Origin of the sequence: Spirosoma montaniterrae (genome assembly GCF_001988955.1) — a bacterium.
GTDB lineage: Bacteria > Bacteroidota > Bacteroidia > Cytophagales > Spirosomataceae > Spirosoma > Spirosoma montaniterrae.
In genome coordinates this window covers 1,075,110-1,099,931 of the sequence record NZ_CP014263.1, presented here as the reverse complement: position 1 = coordinate 1,099,931, position 24,822 = coordinate 1,075,110, and the positions used below count along the sequence as shown (strand labels likewise).

The following is a 24,822-nucleotide window of genomic DNA, read 5'->3' as shown; positions in this document are numbered from 1 at the left end:
CTTAACACTCCCATAACCGAATGTATTAAAACTTTCCGTTGTTTTACCGTCCCGGTCTGCTCGACCGGCTCTCCAAAAACCTCCCACAATGCAATCGATTGACTTAGTGGTATTTGACATGGCCGGCACGACCGTGACCGACCAGCATGAGGTAGAGCGGTGCTTCGCGGAAGCAGCCGCCCAAACGGGCCTGTTCGTTACAGCCGAACGGATTCTGGCAATGCAGGGACTCGCCAAACGCTACGTGTTTGAAACGCTCTGGAAAGAACAACTCGGCGAACTGCACACTGACGTGACGCGGCAAACCGACGTGTCGTATGCGGCTTTCAAAGGTATTCTGGAAAATCACTACCAGACACAGGGAGCCACGCCCACCGAAGGATGTCTCGAAACCTTTGCCTGGCTGCGTGAGCGGGGTATTGCCATGGCGCTCACAACGGGCTTCTACCGGGTTGTGACCGACATTATCCTGGAAAAACTCGGTTGGCTCAATGGCCTGAATGAGCAGCGTATGGGTGGCCCCGACAGCCTGATTCAGCTTTCTATCGCCAGCGACGAAGTAGAGCGCGGACGCCCCTACCCGCATATGATTGAGCGGGCCATGCACCTGCTCGGCGTATCGAACCCCAAAGCCGTGGTTAATATTGGCGATACACCCTCCGACCTGCTCAGTGGCCGGGCAGCGGGCGTAGGGCTTAACCTCGGCGTTACCAACGGCACCCACTCCCGCGACCAGCTCGATGCCTACCCGCACGACCTGCTGATTGGCTCACTGGCTGAACTGCCTTCAGTTATCAGTCAGCAGCTAACCGCCAACAGTTCTCTTTATGCTGTATAATTTTGATTTGGTATTAACTTCTGGTTGGCTGTAGCTCACTGTTGGTTGTTGACTGCTGACTGTTCACTGAAATGTTCGATCTTATCATCATCGGCGCGGGTGCGCTCGGTACGTTTCATGCCTATCATGCTGCCAAAGCCGGGCAGCGGGTACTCCTGCTCGAAAAAGATCAGTATCCGGTAGGGGCTACAGTGCGTAATTTCGGGCAGGTAGTGCCGTCGGGGCTGGCGGGCCGGTGGTTCGAGTTGGGGCGTCGGAGCCTGGAAATCTACGCCGATATTCAACGCCAGACCGACATCAGCATCCGGGCCAATGGTACGGTGTACATCGCGTCGGACACGGACGAGTGGCAGCTTGCCAACGAATTATACGATCACTATCAGCGCATTGGCTATGCGTGCGAACTGCTCAGCAAAGCGCAGTGTCTGGAAAAATACCCGGCTCTACGACCCAGTTACCCGGTCGGCGCACTGTTTTTCCCGCAGGAACTCAGCGTGGAGCCGGAGCAGATGATCCACCGGCTACTGCTGTTTGTGCAGCGCAAATACGGCGTCGATTACCGGCCCGGCTCGGTGGTGGTCGATGCCCAATCGAACCACGACGGGGCCACCGTGACGCTAGCGAACCGGCAGCGGTTCCAGGCCGGGCGGGTGCTGATTTGCTCGGGCCACGAAGTACGGCTGCTCTTCCCCGACGTATTGACCGAAGCCGGGCTGATTGTCAGCAAATTGCAGATGGTGATGGCTGAGCCGGTAAAAGACGTTTCCTTACCGGGCAATATCCTGACGGGCCTATCTATACGTCGGTACGAATCGTTTCAGCAATGCCCGTCTTATGCCAGTTTGCCCGTTCCTGAACACCTGCTGGAACTCAAGAAATGGGGCATTCACATTTTGTTCAAACAGGCTGTAGACGGGTCGTTCATCGTGGGCGACTCGCACGAGTACGCTGACGCTACGCGGGCCGAAGACCTGGGCTATCACACACAGGAGTACATCAACAACCTGATGCTGACCGAGGCCCGGCGCATCGTCACGTTTCCGCTCACGGTCCGCAAAGCCTGGGCTGGTTTTTACAGCCAAACACCCGCCGAAATTTTCGAGCATGACGTTGACGACCACATTCGCATCATCACCGGCATTGGCGGCAAAGGCATGAGTTCGAGCGCGGGCTATGCCGAGCAGAGCGTGCGGGCGTTGCTGGGCGTGGCAAGGCTCTAACCATACTACCATTTAATCAAGCTACATTACCATTTCGTGAACCTTCTCTTATTCTGTTCACAAACCGTTGATAATCAGTAAACATTGGCGTAATACCCCCCGCCTACTTTTGCAGGGAATACTTAATAGACTAACCTGCAAGAAGTATGAATCGGAAACGTTTACCCACGTTGATGCTATTGTCTCCGTCCCTGCGCCAATGGGCGATAGCATTTTTTGTCTGCCTGCTCTACGGCACGGCGGCTCTGGCCCAGACCATTACGGGCCGGGTGCTGTCGGCTGACGACAACCAGCCCCTGCCGGGCGTATCTATCGTTATCAAAGGCACTACCACCGGCACCACCACCGATGCAAGCGGACAGTACTCGCTCAACGTACCCGGCACCAACCGTACACTGACCTTTTCGTATATCGGCTACCTGTCGCAAGAGATCGCTGTTGGCAATCGCACCACCATCGACGTGTCGCTGAAAGGTGATGCACAAACGCTGGGCGAAGTAGTTGTTACGGCCCTCGGTATTCAGCGCGAGAAAAAAGCCCTCGGCTATGCTACCCAGGAAATTCAGGGCTCGGCCCTGACGATGGCCCGCGAAACCAACGTCACGAACCAACTGGCCGGGAAAATAGCGGGCGTAACGGTTGTCGGTAGTCCGTCGGGTATTGGCGGGTCGGCGCGGGTCACGATTCGCGGTGAGCGGTCGGTCGATCTCAACAAAAACCAGCCGCTCTACGTCATCGACGGTGTACCCATCTCCAACGGGTTGACGAGTGGCTCGGGCCGGGGCAACCTCGAAGTGGATTTTGGCAACGGAGCCAGCTTCATCAACCCCGACGACATCGAGAGCATGAACGTGCTGAAAGGCGCGGCTGCATCGGCTCTTTACGGCTCGCGGGCGGCCAACGGCGTCATTGTTATCAAAACCAAATCGGGGCGCGGCAACAAAGGTATCGGCGTGGAAATCAACACGAACCAGACATTTGAAACACCCCTGAAACTTCCCGATTACCAGGACGTTTACGGGCAGGGCAACGCCAACGGGGGCGACTTTGCGTTTGTGAATGGCGCGGGTGCGGGCCTGACCGATGGCACCGACGAAGCCTGGGGACCAGCGTTTTCGCTCAACAAAACCTACCCCCAATACGACTCGCCCCGCACACTCAATGGGCAGCCCATCAACTTCCGGGGTGGCGACCTGAATGCTCCGGCGGGCAGCGTAATTACGCCTACGCCCTGGGTGGCCGAAAGCGACAATCTGCGTAAGTTTCTGCAAACGGGCCGTACCAACACTACCAGCATCGCCGTAACGGGCAGCAACGACGCCGGTAATTTCCGGCTGGCGCACACGCTCCTGAATCAGACGGGCATCGTGCCCAATACCGACCTGAAACGCTACACGACCTCGTTCAGCGGTGGGTATAATTTCACGCCCAAGTTCTCGTCCAATGCGTTCGTCAGCTACATCAAAGGCGAAAGCGGCAACCGCCCCTCCATCAGCTACGGCACCGAGAGCATCATGTACCTCTTCAACTGCTGGTTGCCGCCCTCCGTGCAACTCGAACCCATGCAGGACTACTGGATGCGCGGACTGGAAGGCACGCGGCAATTTGGCTGGAACTACAACTACCACGACAACCCGTATTTTACGGTTTATGAAAATACCAACGGGCAGTTGTACGACCGGATTATCGGCAACGTGTCGTTGAAGTACGACCTTACTCCGTGGCTGAGTCTACAGGGCCGCACAGCCATTGATTACAGCAGCGAAAAGCGCGAATACCGCCGGGCGTTCAGTTCGCAGCGGTTCCCGTTCGGGCAGTACCGCGACGCCCGCATCATAACCGAAGAGCGCAATACCGATTTCCTGTTCACAGCCAACAAAGAACTCAACCAGGACTGGACCATAGGCGGTACGTTTGGTGGCAACCAGCTTGCGCAGAAGTCTGACTTTCTGGAGACGAACGCCGGTCAGCTCAATATTCCGGGTATTTACAACCTGACCAACTCGCGGATTCCACTGCAAACGTCGCAGGCCCTGACCACCAAGCGCGTCAACTCGCTCTACGGTTCGGCGCAGATTGCCTTCCGTAACTACCTGTTCTTAGAAATGACGGCCCGCAACGACTGGTCGAGCGCGCTTACGCTGCCCGAATACGCCCGCGCCTTCGGTACGCAGCAGAACTCGTATTTCTACCCTTCGGTGAACCTGAGCGGAGTACTGAGCGATATGTTTACGCTGCCGCAGTCTATTTCATTCCTGAAAGGTCGCATCAACTTCGCGCAGGTAGGTAACGATACCGATGCTTTCACGTTTACGCAAGCCTACAACCCCAGCGACCCGTTTGGCAGCAGTCAGATTTACGGCGAAACCGACCGGCTCGCCAACTTCAATCTGAAACCCGAAATCAGCAGTTCGTTCGAGGCTGGCGTTGAGTTGAAAATGTTCAAACGCCGGGTAGGTCTCGACATTTCGTACTACCTGACCAACACGCGTAACCAGATTCTGAACATCCCGCTTTCCATTACGAGCGGCTACAACAGCCGGGCTATCAACGCTGGTCTGATACGCAACAACGGGATCGAAATCGCGCTGAACCTCGTGCCGGTAGAGCTACCCAACAGCCTGCGCTGGGGTGTCGAGTTCAACTTCTCGGCCAACCGCAGCAAAGTCATCGAACTGTCGGATAATATCCAGAACTTCGTGATGGCAAGCCGCCGGGTAAGCATCGAAGCCCGCGTAGGCGAGCGTATGGGCGACATGTACGGCATCGGCTTCGCCCGTGTGCAGAACACCGACCCCACCAAACCATACTACGACGCTTCGGGTCAGTTTGCCGGTCAGATGGTGTTCAACAACGGACGCCCTGTGCCAACTACCGAACGTATCAAACTCGGTAACTACAACCCCGATTTTCTGCTGGGCATCAACAATAGCCTGAGCTACCGCAACCTGCGGCTGAGTTTCCTGTTCGACATCCGGCAGGGCGGGCGGTTGTACTCCGAAACACAAACGGTTGGTCGTGAGGGCGGTATCATCACCGAAACCCTTGAAGGCCGCGCCAACGGCTACGATCTCAACCTCCCCGGCAACGGCGTAATTGGGCAGGGCGTACGCGTCGTTACGGGGACCGACGGTCGGCAGACGTTTGTTCCGAACGACGTAAAAATCAACTCGCGGCAGTGGCATACGGCCTGGACCGGAGGCCGTAATATTGCTGAGGGCGTCATGTACGATGCGTCGTTTGCCAAACTGCGCGAAGTTCAGATTGGCTTCGCCATCCCCGACCGCGTGTGGGGCCGCGTACCACTGCGGGGTGTTACGTTTACGCTCGTGGGCCGCAACCTCGCGCTGTGGAGCAACGTGCCACACGTTGACCCCGAAACGCTATCCTTCGTAGGCGGCACGGCCCTGCCCGGCGTCGAATACATGTCTATTCCATCAGCCCGCAGTTTCGGGTTCAACTTAGGATTGAAGTTGTAAAAATGAACCTGTTGTTACACAGAGATTCACTGAGTAATGAGAGATACACCGAGACCTTTGTGTGTCTCTTTTACCTCTGTGCATCTCTGTGTAACAACCTCTCCGACAGAAACATGAAATCCATAAAATACCTTTTTTCTATACTCGCCCTCCTGCTTGTCACGTCCTGCGACAATCAGTTTGAGGAGATCAATAATAACCCCAACGTACCGACGCAGGTGTCGCCCGATTTGCTGCTGGCAGGGGTGCTACGTAACAGCATCAACGATCAGGTGGGCGAAGCCTGGGGTATTGGCAACATCGTGATTCAACACACGGCCAAAATCCAGTTCGTGAACGAAGACCGTTACCTCTGGGGCGAGCGCAACGGCGTTTGGAACAGCGTATATGGAAACATGCGCAACGTGCAGAATATCATCGATTTAGCCACGACCAATAAGCAGAATAATTACCTCGGCGTGGCCCTGGTTCTGAAGTCGTGGCTGTTTTCTATGGCGACCGATGCCTACGGCGATATTCCGTACACCGATGCTACGAAAGCCAAATCGGAAGGTGTTTACGCACCGAAGTACGATACGCAGGAAGCCATCTATGCCGGTATTCTGGCCGATCTGACCCGCGCCAACGACCTGCTCGGCACCAGCACCGAAGTCATTGCAGGCGATATTCTGTTTGGGGGCGGTACGGCCAGCATTGCCCGCTGGAAAAAATTGGCGAACTCGCTGCGTATCCGTGCCCTGATGCGTATCTCCAACAAGCGTAACGTCGGAGCCGATTTGCAGACCATCGTCGCTGATAAAGCCAAGTTCCCGATTATGGAAGCCAACGCCGACAACGCAGCCCTGACCTATCAGGCTTCAGCTCCTAATCAGTGGCCGTTGTATGGGTCGCGGGTGGGTTCGTTCGATGAATTTAGGGCCAGTAAATCGCTGGTCGACCGGCTGTCGGCTCTGAACGACCCCCGTTTGCCAGTATTTGCGAGGCCTGTGGAGCGGCCTTCGCAGCCGGGTCGGGTTGAGTTTGTAGGCGTACCCAACGGACTGGGCGATACGCCCGCGCTGAACTTCAACGGCGGTCCGCAGGGCGTGTCGCGGGTGGGTCTGCCGTTTGCGTGTTTAGTGTGCAGCTCGCCTGCTCCGGTGCCGAACGTAGCGCGGGGCCTGCTGATGACCTACGCCGAAGTGCAGTTTCTGCTGGCCGAAGCGCGGGAGAAAAACCTGATTACCACGGGCAGTGCCGAAACGTATTACCTCAACGGCATCCGGGCCAACATGGACTATTACCGCGCCATCGTCCCCGCCGAATACGGTATCAACGTAACGCCTTCTGCCGACTATTTCACGCAACCTGCCGTAGCCTACACCGGCACAACGCAGCAGAAGTTAGAGAAAATTGGTACGCAGAAATGGGTTGCGCTGCTGTTCAACGGCTTAGAAGCATGGTTCGACTGGCGCAGAACGGGCATCCCAACCGTAACGCCTGGCCCCGACAACCTCAACAACAACCGGGTGCCGGTGCGCTATATTTACCCCCAATCAGAACAAGCACTGAACGCAGCCAATCGCGCCGAAGCCGTAGCTCGTCAAGGCACCGATGATATTAATACAGCCGTTTGGTGGGATAAGTAAAAAAGTTAAAAATGAAAAGTTAAGAGTGAAAAGTGAAAGCCGATAACTACATTCATTTTTCACTCTTAACTTTTAACTATTCACTCTTGAGATGAACCGTCGGTCACTCCTCAAAAACATCAGCCTGTTGCCGCTGGCAACCGCTCCTTCACTTGTTGCAGCAGTGCAGCCGGCCCGGACGCGCTCGGTGCGCTTTGCCTACATTGGCGATACGCACATGATGCCCGAAGCCATCCCGCAGAAGGGTGTAGCCGCCTGCTTTCAACACATTCAAAGCCAGACGGATAAACCGCAGTTTGTTCTGCATGGGGGCGACATCATCATGGATGCGCTGGTGTCCGACAAAGCCGCCGTTCGGAAGCAGTGGGACGCCTGGAACGCAGTAGTCAAGGCCGAAACGTCGCTACCCGTTCAGTATGCTATCGGCAACCATGACATCTGGGGGCTGGCCTCGGCCAAAACCGATGCTGCCTATGGCAAGGCATGGGTGCAGGACGAGTTGAAACTGGCGGGTCGATACTACAGTTTTGACAAGAATGGCTGGCATTTTGTGGTGCTGGATTCGGTTCAGCCGAAAGCTGACGGAAGTTGGTACAGCACCCGCGTCGATGAAGAGCAACTTGCCTGGCTAAAAGCCGACCTGACGAAAACGCCCGCTACTACCCCCGTGCTGGTGCTGTCACACGTGCCTATTCTGACCGCTACCGTGCTGGACTTTGAACGGCCAAACAATCCCATCGATGGTAAAACGACCATTCTGAATGGCTTGTTTGTCGATAATGCCTACCAGTTAACCGATCTGTTCATGCCATTTCCGAACGTGCGTGCCTGCCTGAGCGGACATACGCATTTGCTCGATGAGGTGGTGTATAACAACGTGCGATATTTTTGCAATGGTGCGGTGAGCGGCAACTGGTGGAAACCCGGCCCTCACCGCAACACCAAACCCGGTTATGCCTTCTTCGACCTGTACGACGATGGGACGGTTGAACGGCAGTATGTAACATATTGATGGAACACAGATGTAACGGATGATACAGATTTACACAGATTGCTTTTCATCCGTGTAAATCCGCACTATCCGTTACATCCGTGTTCCATCCCACATATATGATCGAATCGCTTTTTACTCAACACGGCCACGATGCGTATTACGGCGAACCCGTAACGCAGCTTGAACACGCCCTGCAAACGGCCCAACTCGCTGAAAAGGCCGGAGCCGACCGCGAGACCATTCTGGCCGCACTGCTGCACGACATAGGGCATTTATTGCCCGTGGAAGCTGCTGAAGGCTATATGGATGGGTACGGGACGGTGGATCATGAGCGGCTCGGTGCCGATTTTCTGCGGCAGCGCGGGTACTCGGAAAAGATAGCGCAACTGATTGAAAATCACGTAAATGCCAAGCGGTATTTAGTCTTCAAAAACCCGGACTATTTCGCCCGGCTCTCGGAAGCCAGCTTACGGACGCTCGAATTTCAGGGCGGGCCGATGACGTCCGACGAAGCCGCTCAATTTGAGCAGCATCCGTATTTTCGGGAAATTCTGCAACTGCGCGGGTGGGACGAACAGGCCAAGATACCCGGCCTGAAAACGCCCGACCTGGCGTATTATCTGTTGATAAAGCACGGATTCAACGGATGATACGAATCGATACGGATCATAAATTTTGTCTGACGTAACACCTCTTAAAATCCGTGTAAAATCTGTACCATCCGTGTAATCTGTGTTCCATCAGACTATGAAACATCTCTTCCTGCTTCTCCTCGCCCTCCCGGCCTTCGCGCAAAAAACCTACACAACCCTTCAGGTTCCGGGCCGGGCAGACTACTGCAAGATTGACTCGGCGGGGCGGTCGGTGCTGCCGAGTGGGCGGTACGTGACCCCGGCGGGCCGAAGCCTGCGTATTACCAGCGACCCGTTTGGGCTGGCTCTCTCGCCCGATGGCAGCAAGGCCGTGACGCTGCACGACGGGGTGCTGACCATCATCCAGACTGCCACGCAACGGGCCGTGCGCGTACCGGATTATGCCGGAACCATAAAATCACCCCTCGGCGGGGCCACCTTTCTGGGCGTTGCTGTCGCCCCGGATAACCGAACCGTGTACCTCAGCAATGGCGACAAAGGCCGCGTCATCGTGTTCGATACCGAGCGTCTGGTTGCCACCGACAGCATCAGTCTCGATGGCAACGGTTACGAAGATAGCTTCACGTCGGACCTGCTGCTGAACGGCAGCGAACTGCTCGCCCTCGACCGGGCCAATTTTCGGCTGGTGCGTATCGACCTTGCTACGAAGCGCATCACAGCCAGTATTCCAACCGGGCGGCAACCGTTTGGCCTGGCCCTGTCACCCGATAAAAAGACGGCTTTTGTTGCGAACGTGGGACTATATGCGTACCCGAAAGTGCCGGGCGTGACGAAAACCAACAAAGACACGATGGCCCTGAAATTCCCGCCCTATGCCGCCCACACAAAAGAATCGCGGGACGGTGTTGAGGTGGAAGGGCGCAAAATTCCGGGTTTGGGCAGTCCGCTGGCCGACGAAGCCATGAGCGTGTGGTTAGTCGATTTAGCCACAAACAAGGTCACGGCGAAGTTGAAAACGGGGGTGCAAATTGGCGAAATGATTGAAGAAGCCGAGGTAGTGGGTGGGTCGTCTCCCAATTCGGTGGCAGTGGGCAGTCGGTTCGCTTACGTATCGAACGCGACGAACGATAATATTTCGGTCATTGATTACAAAACGCGAAAATTGGCAGGCACAATTCCAATCAAAATCGACCCAAAACTTGACCGCTATCGGGGCCTGATGCCGTTCGGCCTGACGCTCTCGAAAGACGAAAAAACGCTGTACGTTGCGCTGTTGGCGTTCAATGCCGTAGCTGTTATCGACGTGCCAACGCGCAAGGTTCGCGACCTAATTCCAACCGGATGGGGACCTACCCGCGTCCGGCTATCGCCCGACGAAAAGCAACTGTACGTAGTCTCGGCGCGGGGCTATGGGGCCGGTCCAAACGGCGGGGCGAGTTTCGTGAAACCGCCACAGGGTACGTATATCGGCGATATTCAGTTGGGGCTGTTTCAGGCGTACCCCACCCCAACCCCTCCCCGTAAGGGAGGGACTTTGCCATCCGGCTCCTTTAGCCCCTCCCTTACGGGGAGGGGTTGGGGTAGGGTCCTCGCCAACACCTACCAGACCGTCACCCTCACCGACGACGGTAAAAACCCGCTGCCAGTACTACCCAAAACCCGTACCTCCCCCATCAAACACATCGTCTATATCACGAAAGAAAACCGAACGTATGACGAAGTGTTGGGGCAACTCGAAACAGGCCGGGGCGATTCGACGCTGGCGCGATTTGGTACGGGTGTGACCATCAAACAGCGCGTTTCTACCAGCCGTGGTAACGCAGGTCGCACCACCGATCAGGCTACCGACACCGTGCGGATTACAGCCGCCGATGTGATGCCCAACCACACGCGTGTGGCGCGTCAGTTTGCGTTTTCCGATAATTTCTACTGCGACTCCGACGCCAGCATTCACGGCCACCACTGGATGATGGGCACCATTCCAAACGAATGGGTTGAAGCGCAGTCAGCGTCTGAAGGGCGGTTTCTGCCCGACTCCAAAGCACCCGGTCGGCGGTTTCCGAAAACAACCGGGGCCATCGACCCCGAAGATTACAACGAAATTGGCGGGATGTGGGAAGCCCTGAAACGCAACAAAATCTCGTTTTATAACTTCGGGCAGGCCAACGAATACGCCGGGTCGGTAGAAGAATGGACAACCACACAGTTTGGGGCCGCGCAGAGTGTGGTGTTCCCAATGCCCGAAGCCGTGTACGGAAATACGTCGCGTAACTTCGCGGGCTACAATACCAACATCCCCGATCAGTATCGGCTGAAGCAGTTTGAAGAAGAATTCACGGCGAAGTGGCTGGGTAAAAGCAAACAGGCTCTGCCCCAACTGCTGACGGTGATGTTGCCCAACGATCACGGTGCCGGACCACGCCCCGATTTTGGCTACCCGTATCTGCATTCGTACATGGCCGATAACGACCTGGCGGTGGGCCGTATCCTGCATTTTCTGTCCAGAACGCCGTACTGGAAAAATATGCTCGTTATTATCACGGAAGATGACCCGCAGGGCGGAGTCGATCACGTCGATGCACACCGGAGCTTGCTGATGCTGGCCGGGCCGTATGTGAAGCGTGGCTATGTGTCGCATACACACGCTAATTTCGGTTCGATTCTAAAAATCATCTACAACATCCTGGGCGTAGGTTATGTGAATCAGTACGATCTGACGGCATCGCTCTTGCAGGATTTTTTCACCGACAAACCCGATTTTCGGCCCTACGACGCCGTGCTGCCCGACGCCCGCGTGTTTGACCCGCAGCAGGCGATGAAGCCCTATAAACTGCCTTTCGACTGGCGAAAAATACAGAAGGGACCGGAAATGGACGACCGCGCCGACCAGCGTGCTGACCACTATCGGCAGCAAAACGACGGCTATTAACCAACTTCAATTGACCGAATAGTATTTTCTTCTGCATTTTTCCCGCACAAACTGACTTCTACGTTTGCTTTGCCGTAACTTCTGAACCGATTTCCATCTATACCATGTCCAACATATCTCCATTAATTGATGCGTCTTCTCTACACCGCCTTCATTGGATTAGTAACCATCGGGCATTGTCTGGCCCAAACACTTACCGGATCAGTTCGTGACGCCCAAACACAAGAGTCGCTGCCGGGCGTGAGTTTGCGCCTGCTACCCACTCAAAAAGGCGTCACCAGCGACAACAGGGGTCATTTTGTTTTTTACAACCTGCCGAAAGGCACTTACACCGTTCAGGTGAGTTCGGTGGGCTATCAGGCCACGAGCGTTGTGGTAGCTATTACCTCCCGCAACGACCAGCGAATAACCGTTTCGTTGCAACCAACAGCAATTCAGCTCAACCAGCAGACAATAACGACAGCCGCCCGCACCGAAACCCCCGATTTTCTGCGCCCTGAAATAACAACCGTTCTGACCAGCCGTGATCTTGAGCAACGCGCTCCCCGCACCACGCCCGAAGCACTGTTTGGGGCTACGGGCGTTTGGCTGCAAAAAACCAACCACGGGGGTGGTTCGCCCTTTGTACGCGGGCTTACAGGCCAGCAAACGCTGTTGTTGGTTGATGGGATTCGGCTCAACAATGCTACGTTTCGCTCCGGCCCGAACCAGTATCTGAATACCATCGACCCGCAGAGCATTAGTCAGCTTGAGGTTGTTCGGAGCAGTGGCTCGGTGGCCTACGGTTCAGACGCTATCGGGGGCGTTGTCAATGTGCTGACCAAAACGCCCCAGTTTGCTGATCGCAGCGGTTTTTCGGGCAGCCTATTCGCGAAAGCAATGACACAGGGCATGGACTATAGTGGCCGGGCTGAGGCAGGCTATTCGTCGGCCAACGTAGCGGTGCTGGGTGGCATTGCTTACCGCCGTTTCGGTGATCTGGTTGCTGGTCAGGGCTTAGGGCGATTGTCGCCAACGGGCTATAACCAGTTTTCGGGCGATGTGAAGGCCCGCTTCCGACTGTCGAATCGGTTGATTGCAACGGCGGCTTACCAGAACCTTCGGCAGGACAATGTTCCGCTCTATCACCGCGTTCGGCTCGAAAATTACCGGTATTATCAGTTCGACCCGCAACAGCGTAAACTGGCCTATGCCCGGCTCGAAGGCTTTTATAACCGACCTTATCTGCAATCGGTGCAGCTTACAGCCTCATGGCAGCAACAGACCGAGGGGCGGCAAAGTCAGCGAAACGGCAACCCAACGGCAGTCTACGAACGCGACCAAACCACCTCGCTCGGCCTGACACTTCTGACTGTTGCTCAACCGACTGCCCTCTGGCGAATGCAGAACGGACTGGACGTGTATACCGACTACGTTCGCAGCAACCGCACCGACGCCAACCTGACCACAGGGAGCAACATAGCCCGGCGCGGCCTGTATCCCGACCGGGCCACCATGAATAGCGTAGCTCTGTTTTCGCTACATACGCTGACCATCAAACGACTGACGCTCACGGCGGGCGGGCGATACAACACCTACCAGATCAGCATTCCCGAACAAACCAACGGGCAACCGGGCATCGGCACCAGCCTGAACGAACGGACAAAAATCAGTCCGTCGGCATTGGTTGGTAATCTGGGCGCGTCGTTTGCGGTGTTGCCTGCTGTGCGGCTGGTTGGGTCGGTAGGGTCAGCATTTCGGGCACCCAACATCGACGACCTCGGCACACTCGGCATCGTTGATTTTCGGTACGAACTACCCAATGCCAGCCTTCGCCCCGAACGCTCGTTCAATACAGAACTGGGCGTAAAAATCCGCACCAATCGCGTGTCGGCCACCCTGCTTGCCTATAACAACCGCCTGACGGATTTCATCAACCGCATCCGGTCGGGCACAGATTCCTTACAGGGTTACCCGGTATTTCGGAAAGAAAACAGTGCCGAATCGTTTATTCGCGGCCTGGAAGCCGACGTCGAATACGAATTTTTGCCCAACTGGTTAGCCTATGGCGGGCTGACTTACACCTACGGCCAAAACGTTACGGCCAACGAACCCTTCCGGCGGATTCCGCCCCTGAACGGGCGCGTCGGCCTAACGTACCAGTCGGCCAACCGCTGGTGGGCGCGGGCCGAGTGGCTGCTGGCTGGTGCGCAAACCCGGCTGGCCGCTGGCGACATAGCCGACAACCGCATTGCCAAAGGCGGCACGCCCGGCTGGCAGGTCATCAACCTGAACGGTGGCTACCGCTGGCAGTACGTAACGCTCAGTGCCGAACTGCAAAACCTGACCAATGAAGCGTATCGTACCCACGGGTCGGGCGTCGATGGCGTGGGCCGCAGCGCGTGGCTGTCGGTATTGGTCAACTGGTAAAATAGTGTTTCTTTGGCATCATGACAAGACCCATGCGTTTTCTCCGCAACCCGACTGCCTTCACTATTTTTGGTGCCGTAGCCGCTTTTAGTACCTACGCCTGCATGTATGCCTTTCGGCGGGGTATTACTGCCGTTACATTCGAAGGATTGGCCTTCGCCGGTGTTAACTACAAAATCTGGCTCATCACGGCGCAGGTCTTCGGCTACGCCGTCTCGAAAGGGCTGGGTATCAAATTCGTATCGGAGATGTCGCCCGCCCGCCGGGCCGGAAACCTGCTCTTGCTGGTGGGGTTTGCGCTGCTGGCATTGCTGGGGTTTGCACTGGTTCCGGCTCCGTACAACATCCCGTTTCTGTTTCTGAACGGCCTGCCGCTGGGCATGGTCTATGGCATCATGCTCGGCTTTCTGGAGGGCCGCAAACAAACCGACGCGCTCGTGGCCGGGCTAACGGCTTCGTTTATTTTCGCGTCGGGCTTTGTGAAAACTGTGGCTCTAACCATAAAAAGTGGCTGGGGCGTGTCGGAATTCTGGTTGCCGTTCGTGACGGGTTCGCTGTTTGTAATACCAATGCTGGCATCGGTCTACGCGCTCACGCTACTGCCCCCGCCCACCGCCGAAGACCGCGCCCTGCGTACCGAACGCAAACCCATGAGCGGGACCGAACGGCGGGCGTTTGTGCGCGAGTTTCAGGTGGGTTTGGTACTGCTGATTGCCAGCTACGTGCTGCTGTCGGCTTTCCGCGACTTCCGAGACAATTTTGGCCCTGAAATTCTGCGCGACGCAGGCGTTGACAACCCCGGCATTTTTGCCCGGACCGAAACGCTCGTAGCGGTAGGCGTGCTACTCATAATGGCGTTGTTACAACGCGTGGCCGATAACTTCCGGGCCTTCACGCTGCTCAACGGGCTGATGTTGCTTGGCAGTCTGCTGGTGGGCCTGAGTACGTGGGGCTACCAAAGTGGTTTCATCGGAGCGGGCAACTGGTTTTTGCTGACCGGGCTGGGCCTATACATGGCCTACGTGCCCTGCAACGGCCTGTATTTCGAGCGATTGGTGGCGGCTTTCCGGTATGTCAGTACGGTTGGATTTATTGTTACGCTGGCCGACTGGTACGGTTATTTAGGTAGTGTAGGCGTGCTGCTTTACAAAAACTTCGGCCAGGCCAACATCAGCTACCGCGAGTTTTTTATTTACGGCGGCTACACCATGGCCGTGTTTTACAGCCTGCTGGTCGTTGCGTCGTTTCTGTATTTCAAGAAGCGGTTTCAACAGCGCGATGTTCATACACTTGTTAGCGTAAATTGATCGATATGCAGAAGAAAACAGAGGGAAATCTGTATGATAAGATCGTTAAAGAAAATATTGACAGCATAATCCCAGCTTTAATGAGTAGTGTGCTGGGGTTTCGGGTGAAAGAAGCCGTTGTTCTGCGGGAGAAGCTCCAACAAACGAAGGAAAAAGAAGCTGACGCTTTACGGCTTATTACCGACCCGAGCGGTCAGGAGTTTATACTCCATTTAGAATTTCAAGTGGATGATTACCCCAAAATGGTCTATCGAATGATTGACTACTGGGGCTTGCTGAAAGCAAAGTATAATCTTCCTGTCCGCCAGTTCGTAATCTTTATCGGCAACGGTGAGCCGAAGATGAAAACAGTGCTGGCGGAAGACGGAAACTATTTCCAGTTTGGTTTGATTAACATCACCCAATTCGATTATCTGCGTTTTCTGACATCAACAAATCCAGAAGAGGTAATTCTGGCCGTTTTGAGCGATTTCGGTAAAGCTGAACCGGAAAATGCCCTGAATCAAATCATACATCGACTCGAAGAAACCACTATTGACCAGCGGACGTTTCACAAGCATCTCAGGCAGTTGCGCGTTTTATCAAAGCTGCGTAGATTAGACATAAAATTAGATGATATGCTTCAGAACTTAGATAAATACATAGACGCTGAGAACGACTATCTGGTCATCCGAGCGAAACGGGAGATTGTTGCTAATCTTCTCCGGAAACTCAATCTTACCTTCGAGCAAGTAGCTGATATTACGGGTGTCTCGGTTGACTTCGTGAAGGACATTCAGCAAAAGCTTATTAAAGACGAGTAGTCTCCAGGTTTGGCTACTACCTGCCTTGCATTTACCGCACGCTACCAGCCTGCCGGTCGTTCGTCGTTTCTGTATTTCAAGAAGCAGTTTCAACAGCGTGATGTTCAAATTGCATTATAGCAAGAAATAATTTAAACGGTAGTTTGTACTTTATTCGGCAAATGTTGGATTCTGTGAAATATTATATAAGTTATTAAAAAAAATAGCCGAATAGTATTTGGAAATACGACAGATAGCCTATATTTGAAAAAGTATCTGAGTACAACAAAGCAATCTTCACGCATAACCTGTTCACTGGCCGCACTTGTGGAACAGGTTAATTAACACCAGACCGCACCGGATCACCACCGGTTGCGCGAGGTTTCTTACTACCGCATTTATTGTTGTGTTTCACCCGCAGGCCGCACGGCTTGCGAGGGCAGTCGAATTGCGCCCGGTTGGTTCGGGCGGTTCGGATCGGGCGGCCAGTATTCGGCACTGCCCGTTGCCGACCGGGAGCAGTCGATTGTTCAAACTCTCTGGTACTCATGCGAAAACGACTACTCTTTTATCTTTTATGCTGGTGTTGTACAGGGCTGGCGGCTCACGCACAAAACCGTATGCTAACGGGTACGGTCACTTCTCCCGAAGAAGGTCCCATGCCCGGCGTTAACGTTGTACTGAAAGGCACGAACCTGGGCACCACCACCGACGCTCAGGGAAAATTCACCATTTCTGTACCTAACGACGAAGCCGTTGTTACATTCAGCTCGATTGGCTTTACGACTGAAGAATTAAAAGTAGGCAACCGTTCGTCGCTAAGCATGACATTGCGCCCCGACGTGCGTTCGCTGTCTGAAGTGGTCGTTACGGCCTTCGGCGTCAAAAAAGAAGTGAAATCATTAGGCTACGGCGTTCAGGAAATCAAAGGGCAGCAACTGACCGAAGCCCGCGCCACCAACGTTGCCAACGCGCTGAGTGGCAAGGTGGCGGGTCTGCGCATTGGCAGTAACGGCGGGCCGGGTAGTGGTTCCAGCATTCAGATTCGGGGAGCGGCCTCTATTTCGGGTAATAATCAGCCGCTGATTGTGGTCGACGGCGTACCCATTCAGCAGACATCGGAAAAGCAGTTTGGCGGTGGCCTGTCGGAGATAAATCCCGATAACATTCAGGATATCAGCGTACTGAAAGGCCCCAACGCAGCGGCTCTCTACGGCTCGCGGGCGGCCAACGGCGTTATTCTGGTCACGACCAAAACCGGCGCAGGCACCAAAGGCATTGGCGTTGAAATTAACTCGAACACAACGTTTGAACGGCCCTGGATTACGCCCCAGTTTCAGAATACGTACGGCGGGGGCAACGGCTACCGCACCTGGTATGCCGACGGCTGGAGCGGAGCCATTACGGGAGCCGACCACATTGCCCAGTATCGGGCGGCTTATGGCCCACTGGCACCGTTGAGCGGCACCGAAGGCACCGACGAAAGCTGGGGTGCGCCGATGGATGGGCGGCTGGTACGGCACTGGTGGAGCGGTACGCAGGTAGCCCCGCTGACGCCCAGTCCCAATAACTTCCAGGATTTCTGGCAAACCGGCAGAACGTTTACCAACAATGTCGCGCTGTCGGGTGGCAACGACAAGGGTAACTTTCGGCTCAGCATCGGGCGGCTCACGCAGGATGGCATCATGTATTACAACGACTTCTACCGCAACAACTACAAACTCAACACGGGCTATAACTTTACGCCAAAGCTGAACGTAACGGTATCGGCAGAATACGTGAAGTCGGGCGGAAACCGGGGCTATCAGGAAGGGCAGCAGTTTATCTGGGCGCACCGCCAGACCGACTGGGAAAAGCACCGCAACTGGCGCGACTACACCGCTACTCACATCCAGCGTGCCCTGCCAGGTCGCCCCGCCGATACTGACCCGCCCAACTGGCAGCATACCTTTTTCACCAACCCCTATTATCTGACTGAGTTACTGCCCTATACCAACGAGAAAGACCGGGTGGTGGGTAACATTGCATTGAACTACAAGATTTTACCCTCTTTGAGCGTAATGCTCCGCAGCGGTACCGATCTCTGGAGCGATACGCGCATCAACGTTGTGAACTTCGAGCGGGTTCGGAACGGCAACCGCACACCGGGTCGCTATTCGGAAGAAGTACTGCGTCGGCAGGAAACCAATACCGACCTGCTGCTGACGTTCAACAAGAACATCACTACCGACCTTACGACCACCATTCAGGCCGGGGGTGTGCAGCGCACCAACTATTTCAAACGCAACTACACGTATGTGGGCGAATTGGTGGTCGATGGCGTATACAACCTCGCCAACTCGAATCCGAGCCAGAACATCGCCGAAAGTGCCATTCGTAAGTCGCAGATGAACAGCGTGTTCGGGTCGGTGGAGTTTGGCTGGCGCAACGCCCTGTTCCTGAACGCTACGGCCCGCAACGACTGGAGCAGCACCCTGCCCACCGAAGCCCGCTCGTATTTCTACCCGTCGGTATCGGCCTCGGCGGTATTCACCGATCTGCTGGGCATGCAAAGCAATGTGCTGTCGTTTGGCAAGTTGCGGGCCAGTGTAGCGCAGGTGGGCAACGATACCGACCCTTACCAACTGGCGCAAACCTTCCGGGCGGGCGGCTCCTGGAATGGCTCGGTGCCACAGTTCTACGAGAACACCACCATCGCCAACGCCACGCTCAAACCCGAAATCACGACCGGCACCGAATTAGGCGTCGACCTGCGGTTTCTGAAAGGACGCATTGGCCTCGACGTGACATACTATAAACAAACCTCGCGCAACCAGATTCTGGCGGTCGATATTTCTAAATCGACGGGCTACAACCAGCGGATTCTGAACGCCGGACAACTGACCAATCAGGGCATCGAAATCGTGCTGACGGGCACCCCGCTCCGGTTGCCGATGGGCCTGACCTGGGAAACAACGTTCAACTTCGCCCGCAACCGCAACCGGGTCGATGCGCTGGCCGACGGACTCACTACGTATGTGCTGAATAGCCAACGGGGTCTGAACTCAGAAGCCCGCGTCGGTCAACCCTACGGTACGCTGTTCGGTATTGGTTTCGAGCGCGCACCCGACGGGCAGATCATCTACCGCAACGGCCTGCCCGTGGTGGCTACCGACCCCAAAGTGCTGGGTAATATTCAACCCAGATGGACAGGCGGCTGGCTCAACACCGTCAGCTACAAAGGCATTGTGGTGTCGGCGTTGATTGACGCCAAGATTGGCGGTGATTTCTACGACGAAGGCACTGGCACCGCCCGCTGGACGGGGCAATACGCCGAAACCGCCATCGGGCGTGAAGAGGGCATCATTGGCAAAGGCGTCGTGAACATTGGTAGCACCGAAAGTCCGCAGTACGTACCCAATACGGTGATTGTACCGGCCAGCACGCTCTACGGATACAACAACCCGCGCCGGTATCACGAAGCCGTAATTTTCGACGGTTCGTATGTGAAACTGCGTGAAGCCTCGGTTGGTTACGCGCTGCCTGCGGCCTGGCTAACGGGCAAATTCATTCGTTCGGCCAAACTATCGGTGGTGGGTCGTAACCTGCTGATGCTCTTCCGCAATAACCCGCACATCGACCCCGAAGTAGACCGGTTCGGTGGCAACGCGCAGGGTTTTGCCTACGGCGAACTGCCCAACAGCCGCAGTATGGGTGTGAATCTGAATCTGAGTTTTTAAGAGGATTGTTACACAGAGATGCACGGAGTTAAAAGAGACACACAGAGGTCTCGGTGTATCTCTCTTACCCGGTGAATCTCTGTGTAACGACTATTGCTAAAGAACCATGAAAAAAACAATCTTTATCGCTATAGCTACGCTGCTGACGGCCTCCTCCTGCACGAAGGAGTTCGACCAGATGAACGTGGACCCCAACAACCCCACCAGTTTAGGACCGCAGTTTCTGCTGCCCTACGCGCTCGAAACCAGCATCGACCGCTCGTGGGGCGGGCGCACCCGCTTCGAGCGGCTCAACCTCGACGGAGCCATGCTCTGGATGCAGTACCTCAGCCGGAATATCTACTCCAACGAGGGCGACAACTACGGACTTAGCCCGGCGTTTTACAACAACAACTGGAAAGCCCTCTTCAACGACGGATTAGTTAATTATCAGCGCATTATCACGCTGGCCGGGCAGGGCGGCAAGTTTCAGAACACCAATTACGAAGGCATTGCGCTGGTGATGCGCTCATGGACGTTCTCGCTGCTGACCGACCTCTACGGTCCCATTCCGTACACTGAAGCCCTCAAAGGCACCACCGACGCGCCCATCTACAGCCCGGCTTACGACAGCATGGAAAAGGTCTATGCCGGACTACTGGCCGACCTGAAAACGGCTAATGAGAAACTGACCGTAGGTGGCCCGGCAGTGTCGGGCGATATTCTGTACAACGGCGACATCCTGAAATGGAAAAAATTCGCCAACTCGCTGCGGCTGCGGCTGGCAAACCGGCAGGCAACCAAAAAAGCCGCCGAGTCGAAAGCGATTATGGCCGAAATTCTGGGCGACCCTACGAAGTACCCGGTCTTTACGAGCAATGCCGACAACGCCAGTCTGAAATGCACCACCGTGCTATCGAGCAGCAACGAACTGTTTATGGTGATGGTCAACGACAGCCGTACCGACTGGAACATGAGCAAAACGCTGGTTGACCGGCTGACCGAACTCGGCGATGCCCGCCTGACCATCTACGCCCAGCCAAACAAAGACGGCAAATACCTCGGCCATGCCAATGGCCTGCCCGACGCCATTGCTACTACCTACCTGGGTGTCAGCTCCAACATTGGCAACTATTTTATTCAGCAAACCGCCCCCGAAGTACTGATGACCTTCGCCGAACTGAACCTGATTCTGGCCGAGGCCGCGCAGGATGGCGACATTTCGGGCAGCGCACAGACGTATCTCGAACGGGGCATCACGGCGTCGTTCGACCAATACGGCCTGAAAGTGACCGATGCGTATCTGAAAACCGTTGGCGCGGCCACGAAGGAGAAAATTATGGAGCAGAAATGGATTGCGCTGTTCGGGCAGGGCCTCGAAGCCTGGACCGAATACCGCCGGACGGGTTTGCCCGTGCTGCCTGCCAAAGACCCCCGCGCCGTGTTCGAGAATGATGGTATACTGCCCACGCGCCTGCCTTATCCCGGCTCGGAAGTATCGTTGAATCAGGCTAATTACGAGAAGGCACTAACACTCATCGGCGGCAAAAACGACACCCAAGCCAAACTCTGGTGGGCGGAGAAATGAAAATGTGAATGAAAAATGCAAAACGAAACTACTATGAACCGATATATTCCTCATGTGATAACGCTGCTGGCCTTGACATTGCTGGCAGGCTGTACGAAAGAAGATGACCCCTTTGTTGACCGCGTGGCGGCTCCCGTACTGGTTGTCATCGACAACGCCACCGGCGACGGGGGCGGACTGACGGGCGAACCCGTAGTGTCGCAGAAGGTGGGCGGGCCAGTCACGATGGCCGTGCGCGTCTATGAACTCGATAAAACCGGTATCTTGGACAATAAAGTCGGAATTGATTCGATTCCAGTGTCGGCGCTGGCGTTGCGGCTGACCACGCGCGCCGGTGCGGCACTGGGCGATCTGCAAACCGACGCCACTGGCAAAGCCACTATTACCAAAACCTGGGCCGAATTAGGCGTAACGGCACCCCGTGCGGGCAGCAGTGTACTGCTCACCTGGACCGGCACCCACAAAGGCCAGGCGTTCAGCCGATTATCAAGAGTACAGGGAATTAATTAGTGATGAGTGATAAGTGATGAACGATGAGTAGGCTGACGCGAAGCACTCATCTCTTATCACTCATCACTCATCGTTCATCACTTATCACTTGTTGAACTATGCAAATCAATCGTCGTAACTGGCTGCGGGCCAGTATGTTATCGGGAATCAGTTTGGCCGCTGCCCCAGCCGCACTCTGTGAGCCGTGGTTAGATGAACCGAACGGCCAACCGCTGCGGCTCGACCCAAGAAAGGACGACCCGCGCAAGGGTGTCCTGAAAGCCCGGCTGTCGGCCAATGAGAACCCCTACGGCCCGTCGCCGAAAGCGTTGAAAGTGATTACCGAAGCCGCGCCCGACGGCTACCTCTACGCGATGGAATATGCCCGCCAGTTTCGCAAACTCGTGGCCGAAACCGAGGGCGTTCCCGAAGATCACGTACTGCTGGGTGCCGGTTCGGGCGAGTTGTTGACAGCAACCGCGTTCTGGGCTGCGTATCGGCCCAATGCCGGGCGCACCATCGTAGCCCCCGACCCTACGTTCGACGCCCTGCCCCGCTCGGCTATGCGGCATGGCATTACGATGGACCGGGTGCCGCTCGTTGCCGCCGATGGCTACGACATCAATCTCAACAAATTGGCCGAACGCGTGGGTAGTCAGACCGGCATGGTCTATCTCTGCAACCCCAACAACCCCACGGCCATTACCGTTGACCCGGCTAAACTGCGGGCGTTCTGCGAAGCCGTTGGCGCAAAAACACCCATTCTGGTCGACGAAGCCTACATTGACTACACCCCCGATCCGAAAGCGTATTCGATGGTTGATCTGGTACGCAAAGGCGCAAACGTAATTGTTACCAAGACATTCTCGAAAGTTCACGGCTTTGCGGGCCTGCGAACGGGCTATATGATTGCCAAACCCGAACTGCTGGAGCAAATCAGTAAATTTGCTACGGGCGGCAGCAGTATGAGCATGACCACACTCCGGGCGGCTATTGTGAGCTTGCAGGACACCGACTTTATCAAGTATTCGCTGGGCAAAACGCAGGAGTCGAAAGATTTTCTGGCGGGCGTCCTGAAGCAACACAACTACGAGCCGCTGCCATCGGGCGCGAACTTTGTGATGTTCCCGATTCGGATGAAGGGCGACGACTTCGTGGCCCGCATGATGGAGCAGGGCGTGAGCATCCGGCAATGGAAATTCGACGGGCAGTTCTGGTGCCGCGTCAGCCTCGGCACCATGCCGCAGATGCAGGCATTCGCCGACGGGCTGAAAATTATTTCGTAGAATGGGGATAAATGGAACACGGATTTGACGGATTGAGCGAATAAACACGGATTTTTCTTCCGTTAGCGAGCGAATTAATTCGCCCGCTAACGGAAGAGCCGGGCGGCTAATTTATATTTGCCGCCATGACTGCACAATCCTCCCCTATTCGCGTTCTCGTTGTTGGCTGTGGCAACATGGGCGCGTCGCACGCTACGGCCTACCACACGCTCGACGGTTTTCAAATCTGCGGCATCGTCTCGACCGGCCAAAGCAAGTATGTATTGAACGACAAACTGGGCGGTGGCTACCCGCTCTTCGATGATTATGCCACGGCACTGACCGAAACCCGCCCCGACGCCGTTTGCATTTCGACCTATCCCGACACGCACGAGCAGTTCGCGATTCAGGCTCTCGAAGCGGGTTGTCATGTGTTTATCGAAAAACCGCTGGCCGATACGGTCGAAGGGGCCGAGCGGGTGATGGCAGCCGCCCAAAAAGCAGATAAAAAAGTAGTAGTGGGCTACATTCTGCGGGTGCATCCGTCGTGGGAGCGGTTTGTACAGGAAGCGCAAAATCTCGGCAAGCCGCTGGTGATGCGCATGAACCTGAATCAGCAAAGCCACGGCTATATGTGGACGGTTCACCGCAACCTGATGAAATCGCTCAGCCCGATTGTCGATTGCGGAGTACATTACATCGACGTGATGTGCCAGATGACGCGGGCCAAACCCGTGTGGGTAAGCGCGATTGGCGCACGACTGACCAACGACATTCCAGCCGATAACTACAACTACGGGCAACTGCAAATCCGGTTCGACGACGGTTCGGTCGGCTGGTACGAAGCGGGTTGGGGGCCAATGATGAGCGAAACGGCTTTTTTCGTAAAAGACGTGATTGGACCGAACGGCTGCGTGTCGATTACAGCCAAAAATGCCGGAGCTACCGGGCAGTCGGATAACGTAGATGCTCATACGAAGACCGAATCGCTGCGGGTTCACCGCGCCGACCTCACCGCCGACGACCAATTTGCCTACGCCGACGAGTGGATCGACCTGACCGACGAACCCGACCATCAGGAACTCTGCAACCGCGAACAACGCTATTTCCTCCGTGCCATCCGCGAAAACCTTGACCTCACCGACCACCTGCAAGACGCCGTAAACTCGCTCCGCATCGCATTCGCGTGCGACGAAAGCGTTAAAACGGGAGAAGTGGTACGGTTGTGAGGTGGTTCACCAAATCGTGTTTACTGGATAAGCGGAAAAATAACTGTCGTTTGGAAGGTGTGAGTATCTAATAATTGATTCATGGCATATATGCCTTGAAGTCATCAAGGGGTGCATAGAAGTCCTCGGCCATGAATGCAATTAACCCCTTCGCACTGCCAAATTTAGGTGTGCGAATTGGAGCATGAAGTACTTCTACGAGCGCGTCATACACCTTAATAAACTGCTCATCTGGCAATTCAGTAATTTCTTTTACAACTTTCAGTTTTAACTCAGCAGTTTGCATAGCACATAAGACGTTACGCTGTATGCTTCGAGAGGGTGATTAACGATGCAATATCAACGAAATTATCGGCTGTAGCAACAACAAGCCC

Annotated in this window: 17 protein-coding genes; 15 read left to right on the top strand and 2 right to left on the bottom strand. The window is 55.3% G+C overall.

Going from position 1 to position 24,822, the window contains the following annotated elements; translation table 11 throughout:
* The first annotated feature begins 88 nt into the window (after nt 1–88).
* From AWR27_RS04765 to AWR27_RS04720, 10 genes are all read left to right on the top strand, one after another.
* Nucleotides 89–838, top strand: coding sequence for an HAD family hydrolase (locus AWR27_RS04765; RefSeq protein WP_077130142.1), 750 nt, complete (start codon nt 89–91; stop codon nt 836–838).
* A gap of 71 nt (nt 839–909) precedes the next feature.
* On the top strand, nt 910–2,058 hold the full coding sequence (locus AWR27_RS04760) for a TIGR03364 family FAD-dependent oxidoreductase (protein ID WP_077130141.1): 1,149 nt from the start codon (nt 910–912) through the stop codon (nt 2,056–2,058).
* A 146-nt stretch (nt 2,059–2,204) separates the two neighbouring features.
* Complete coding sequence (locus AWR27_RS04755; protein ID WP_083732750.1) at nt 2,205–5,537, top strand: SusC/RagA family TonB-linked outer membrane protein; 3,333 nt, start codon at nt 2,205–2,207, stop codon at nt 5,535–5,537.
* Nucleotides 5,538–5,650: 113 nt separating this feature from the next.
* Nucleotides 5,651–7,165: a SusD/RagB family nutrient-binding outer membrane lipoprotein gene (locus AWR27_RS04750; RefSeq protein ID WP_077130140.1), complete on the top strand. Its 1,515-nt coding sequence runs from the start codon at nt 5,651–5,653 to the stop codon at nt 7,163–7,165.
* A 91-nt stretch (nt 7,166–7,256) separates the two neighbouring features.
* On the top strand, nt 7,257–8,177 hold the full coding sequence (locus AWR27_RS04745; RefSeq protein WP_077130139.1) for a metallophosphoesterase family protein: 921 nt from the start codon (nt 7,257–7,259) through the stop codon (nt 8,175–8,177).
* A gap of 98 nt (nt 8,178–8,275) precedes the next feature.
* The gene (locus tag AWR27_RS04740; RefSeq protein ID WP_077130138.1) at nt 8,276–8,809 is read left to right on the top strand and encodes a phosphonate degradation HD-domain oxygenase; all 534 of its coding nucleotides are present in this window, start codon (nt 8,276–8,278) and stop codon (nt 8,807–8,809) included.
* Nucleotides 8,810–8,906: 97 nt separating this feature from the next.
* Complete coding sequence (locus AWR27_RS04735) at nt 8,907–11,681, top strand: bifunctional YncE family protein/alkaline phosphatase family protein (protein WP_077130137.1); 2,775 nt, start codon at nt 8,907–8,909, stop codon at nt 11,679–11,681.
* A 129-nt stretch (nt 11,682–11,810) separates the two neighbouring features.
* On the top strand, nt 11,811–14,090 hold the full coding sequence (locus AWR27_RS04730) for a TonB-dependent receptor (protein ID WP_077130136.1): 2,280 nt from the start codon (nt 11,811–11,813) through the stop codon (nt 14,088–14,090).
* 32 nt (nt 14,091–14,122) lie between these two features.
* The gene (locus AWR27_RS04725) at nt 14,123–15,397 is read left to right on the top strand and encodes a DUF5690 family protein (protein WP_157579140.1); all 1,275 of its coding nucleotides are present in this window, start codon (nt 14,123–14,125) and stop codon (nt 15,395–15,397) included.
* A 5-nt stretch (nt 15,398–15,402) separates the two neighbouring features.
* On the top strand, nt 15,403–16,200 hold the full coding sequence (locus tag AWR27_RS04720) for an RpnC/YadD family protein (RefSeq protein ID WP_077133798.1): 798 nt from the start codon (nt 15,403–15,405) through the stop codon (nt 16,198–16,200).
* Nucleotides 16,201–16,516: 316 nt separating this feature from the next.
* Here the strand turns inward: AWR27_RS04720 and AWR27_RS25185 are convergent, their stop codons facing one another.
* A complete protein-coding gene (locus tag AWR27_RS25185; RefSeq protein ID WP_157579138.1) occupies nt 16,517–16,729 on the bottom strand; it encodes a hypothetical protein in 213 nt (70 codons plus the stop codon).
* On the opposite strand from AWR27_RS25185, the gene AWR27_RS04715 reads away from it, so the two are divergent.
* From AWR27_RS04715 to AWR27_RS04695, 5 genes are all read left to right on the top strand, one after another.
* On the top strand, nt 16,728–19,898 hold the full coding sequence (locus tag AWR27_RS04715) for a SusC/RagA family TonB-linked outer membrane protein (protein WP_077130134.1): 3,171 nt from the start codon (nt 16,728–16,730) through the stop codon (nt 19,896–19,898). The two genes, AWR27_RS25185 and AWR27_RS04715, sit on opposite strands and share 2 nt — an antisense overlap.
* A gap of 106 nt (nt 19,899–20,004) precedes the next feature.
* Complete coding sequence (locus AWR27_RS04710) at nt 20,005–21,465, top strand: SusD/RagB family nutrient-binding outer membrane lipoprotein (RefSeq protein WP_077130133.1); 1,461 nt, start codon at nt 20,005–20,007, stop codon at nt 21,463–21,465.
* 33 nt (nt 21,466–21,498) lie between these two features.
* Nucleotides 21,499–21,975 (top strand): hypothetical protein, encoded by a 477-nt coding sequence (locus AWR27_RS04705; RefSeq protein ID WP_077130132.1) that lies wholly within the window; start codon nt 21,499–21,501, stop codon nt 21,973–21,975.
* A gap of 98 nt (nt 21,976–22,073) precedes the next feature.
* Nucleotides 22,074–23,240, top strand: coding sequence for a pyridoxal phosphate-dependent aminotransferase (locus AWR27_RS04700; protein ID WP_077130131.1), 1,167 nt, complete (start codon nt 22,074–22,076; stop codon nt 23,238–23,240).
* A 125-nt stretch (nt 23,241–23,365) separates the two neighbouring features.
* Nucleotides 23,366–24,448 carry a Gfo/Idh/MocA family protein gene (locus tag AWR27_RS04695; protein ID WP_077130130.1) on the top strand — a complete coding sequence of 361 codons (1,083 nt, stop codon included), beginning with the start codon at nt 23,366–23,368 and terminating at the stop codon, nt 24,446–24,448.
* A gap of 79 nt (nt 24,449–24,527) precedes the next feature.
* Here the strand turns inward: AWR27_RS04695 and AWR27_RS04690 are convergent, their stop codons facing one another.
* Nucleotides 24,528–24,734: a DUF2281 domain-containing protein gene (locus AWR27_RS04690; protein ID WP_077130129.1), complete on the bottom strand. Its 207-nt coding sequence runs from the start codon at nt 24,732–24,734 to the stop codon at nt 24,528–24,530.
* Nucleotides 24,735–24,822 lie beyond the last annotated feature (88 nt).

Excerpts from the sequence above, each read along its gene's own strand:
- AWR27_RS04710 (WP_077130133.1), top strand. The coding sequence starts at position 20,005 with ATGAAAAAAACAATCTTTATCGCTATAGCTACGCTGCTGACGGCCTCC.
- AWR27_RS04695 (WP_077130130.1), top strand. The coding sequence starts at position 23,366 with ATGACTGCACAATCCTCCCCTATTCGCGTTCTCGTTGTTGGCTGTGGC.
- AWR27_RS04715 (WP_077130134.1), top strand. The coding sequence starts at position 16,728 with ATGCGAAAACGACTACTCTTTTATCTTTTATGCTGGTGTTGTACAGGG.
- AWR27_RS04750 (WP_077130140.1), top strand. The coding sequence starts at position 5,651 with ATGAAATCCATAAAATACCTTTTTTCTATACTCGCCCTCCTGCTTGTC.
- AWR27_RS25185 (WP_157579138.1), bottom strand. The coding sequence starts at position 16,729 with ATGAGTACCAGAGAGTTTGAACAATCGACTGCTCCCGGTCGGCAACGG.
- AWR27_RS04690 (WP_077130129.1), bottom strand. The coding sequence starts at position 24,734 with ATGCAAACTGCTGAGTTAAAACTGAAAGTTGTAAAAGAAATTACTGAA.
- AWR27_RS04730 (WP_077130136.1), top strand. The coding sequence starts at position 11,811 with ATGCGTCTTCTCTACACCGCCTTCATTGGATTAGTAACCATCGGGCAT.
- AWR27_RS04765 (WP_077130142.1), top strand. The coding sequence starts at position 89 with ATGCAATCGATTGACTTAGTGGTATTTGACATGGCCGGCACGACCGTG.
- AWR27_RS04705 (WP_077130132.1), top strand. The coding sequence starts at position 21,499 with ATGAACCGATATATTCCTCATGTGATAACGCTGCTGGCCTTGACATTG.
- AWR27_RS04725 (WP_157579140.1), top strand. The coding sequence starts at position 14,123 with ATGCGTTTTCTCCGCAACCCGACTGCCTTCACTATTTTTGGTGCCGTA.
- AWR27_RS04760 (WP_077130141.1), top strand. The coding sequence starts at position 910 with ATGTTCGATCTTATCATCATCGGCGCGGGTGCGCTCGGTACGTTTCAT.
- AWR27_RS04720 (WP_077133798.1), top strand. The coding sequence starts at position 15,403 with ATGCAGAAGAAAACAGAGGGAAATCTGTATGATAAGATCGTTAAAGAA.
- AWR27_RS04700 (WP_077130131.1), top strand. The coding sequence starts at position 22,074 with ATGCAAATCAATCGTCGTAACTGGCTGCGGGCCAGTATGTTATCGGGA.
- AWR27_RS04740 (WP_077130138.1), top strand. The coding sequence starts at position 8,276 with ATGATCGAATCGCTTTTTACTCAACACGGCCACGATGCGTATTACGGC.
- AWR27_RS04755 (WP_083732750.1), top strand. The coding sequence starts at position 2,205 with ATGAATCGGAAACGTTTACCCACGTTGATGCTATTGTCTCCGTCCCTG.
- AWR27_RS04745 (WP_077130139.1), top strand. The coding sequence starts at position 7,257 with ATGAACCGTCGGTCACTCCTCAAAAACATCAGCCTGTTGCCGCTGGCA.
- AWR27_RS04735 (WP_077130137.1), top strand. The coding sequence starts at position 8,907 with ATGAAACATCTCTTCCTGCTTCTCCTCGCCCTCCCGGCCTTCGCGCAA.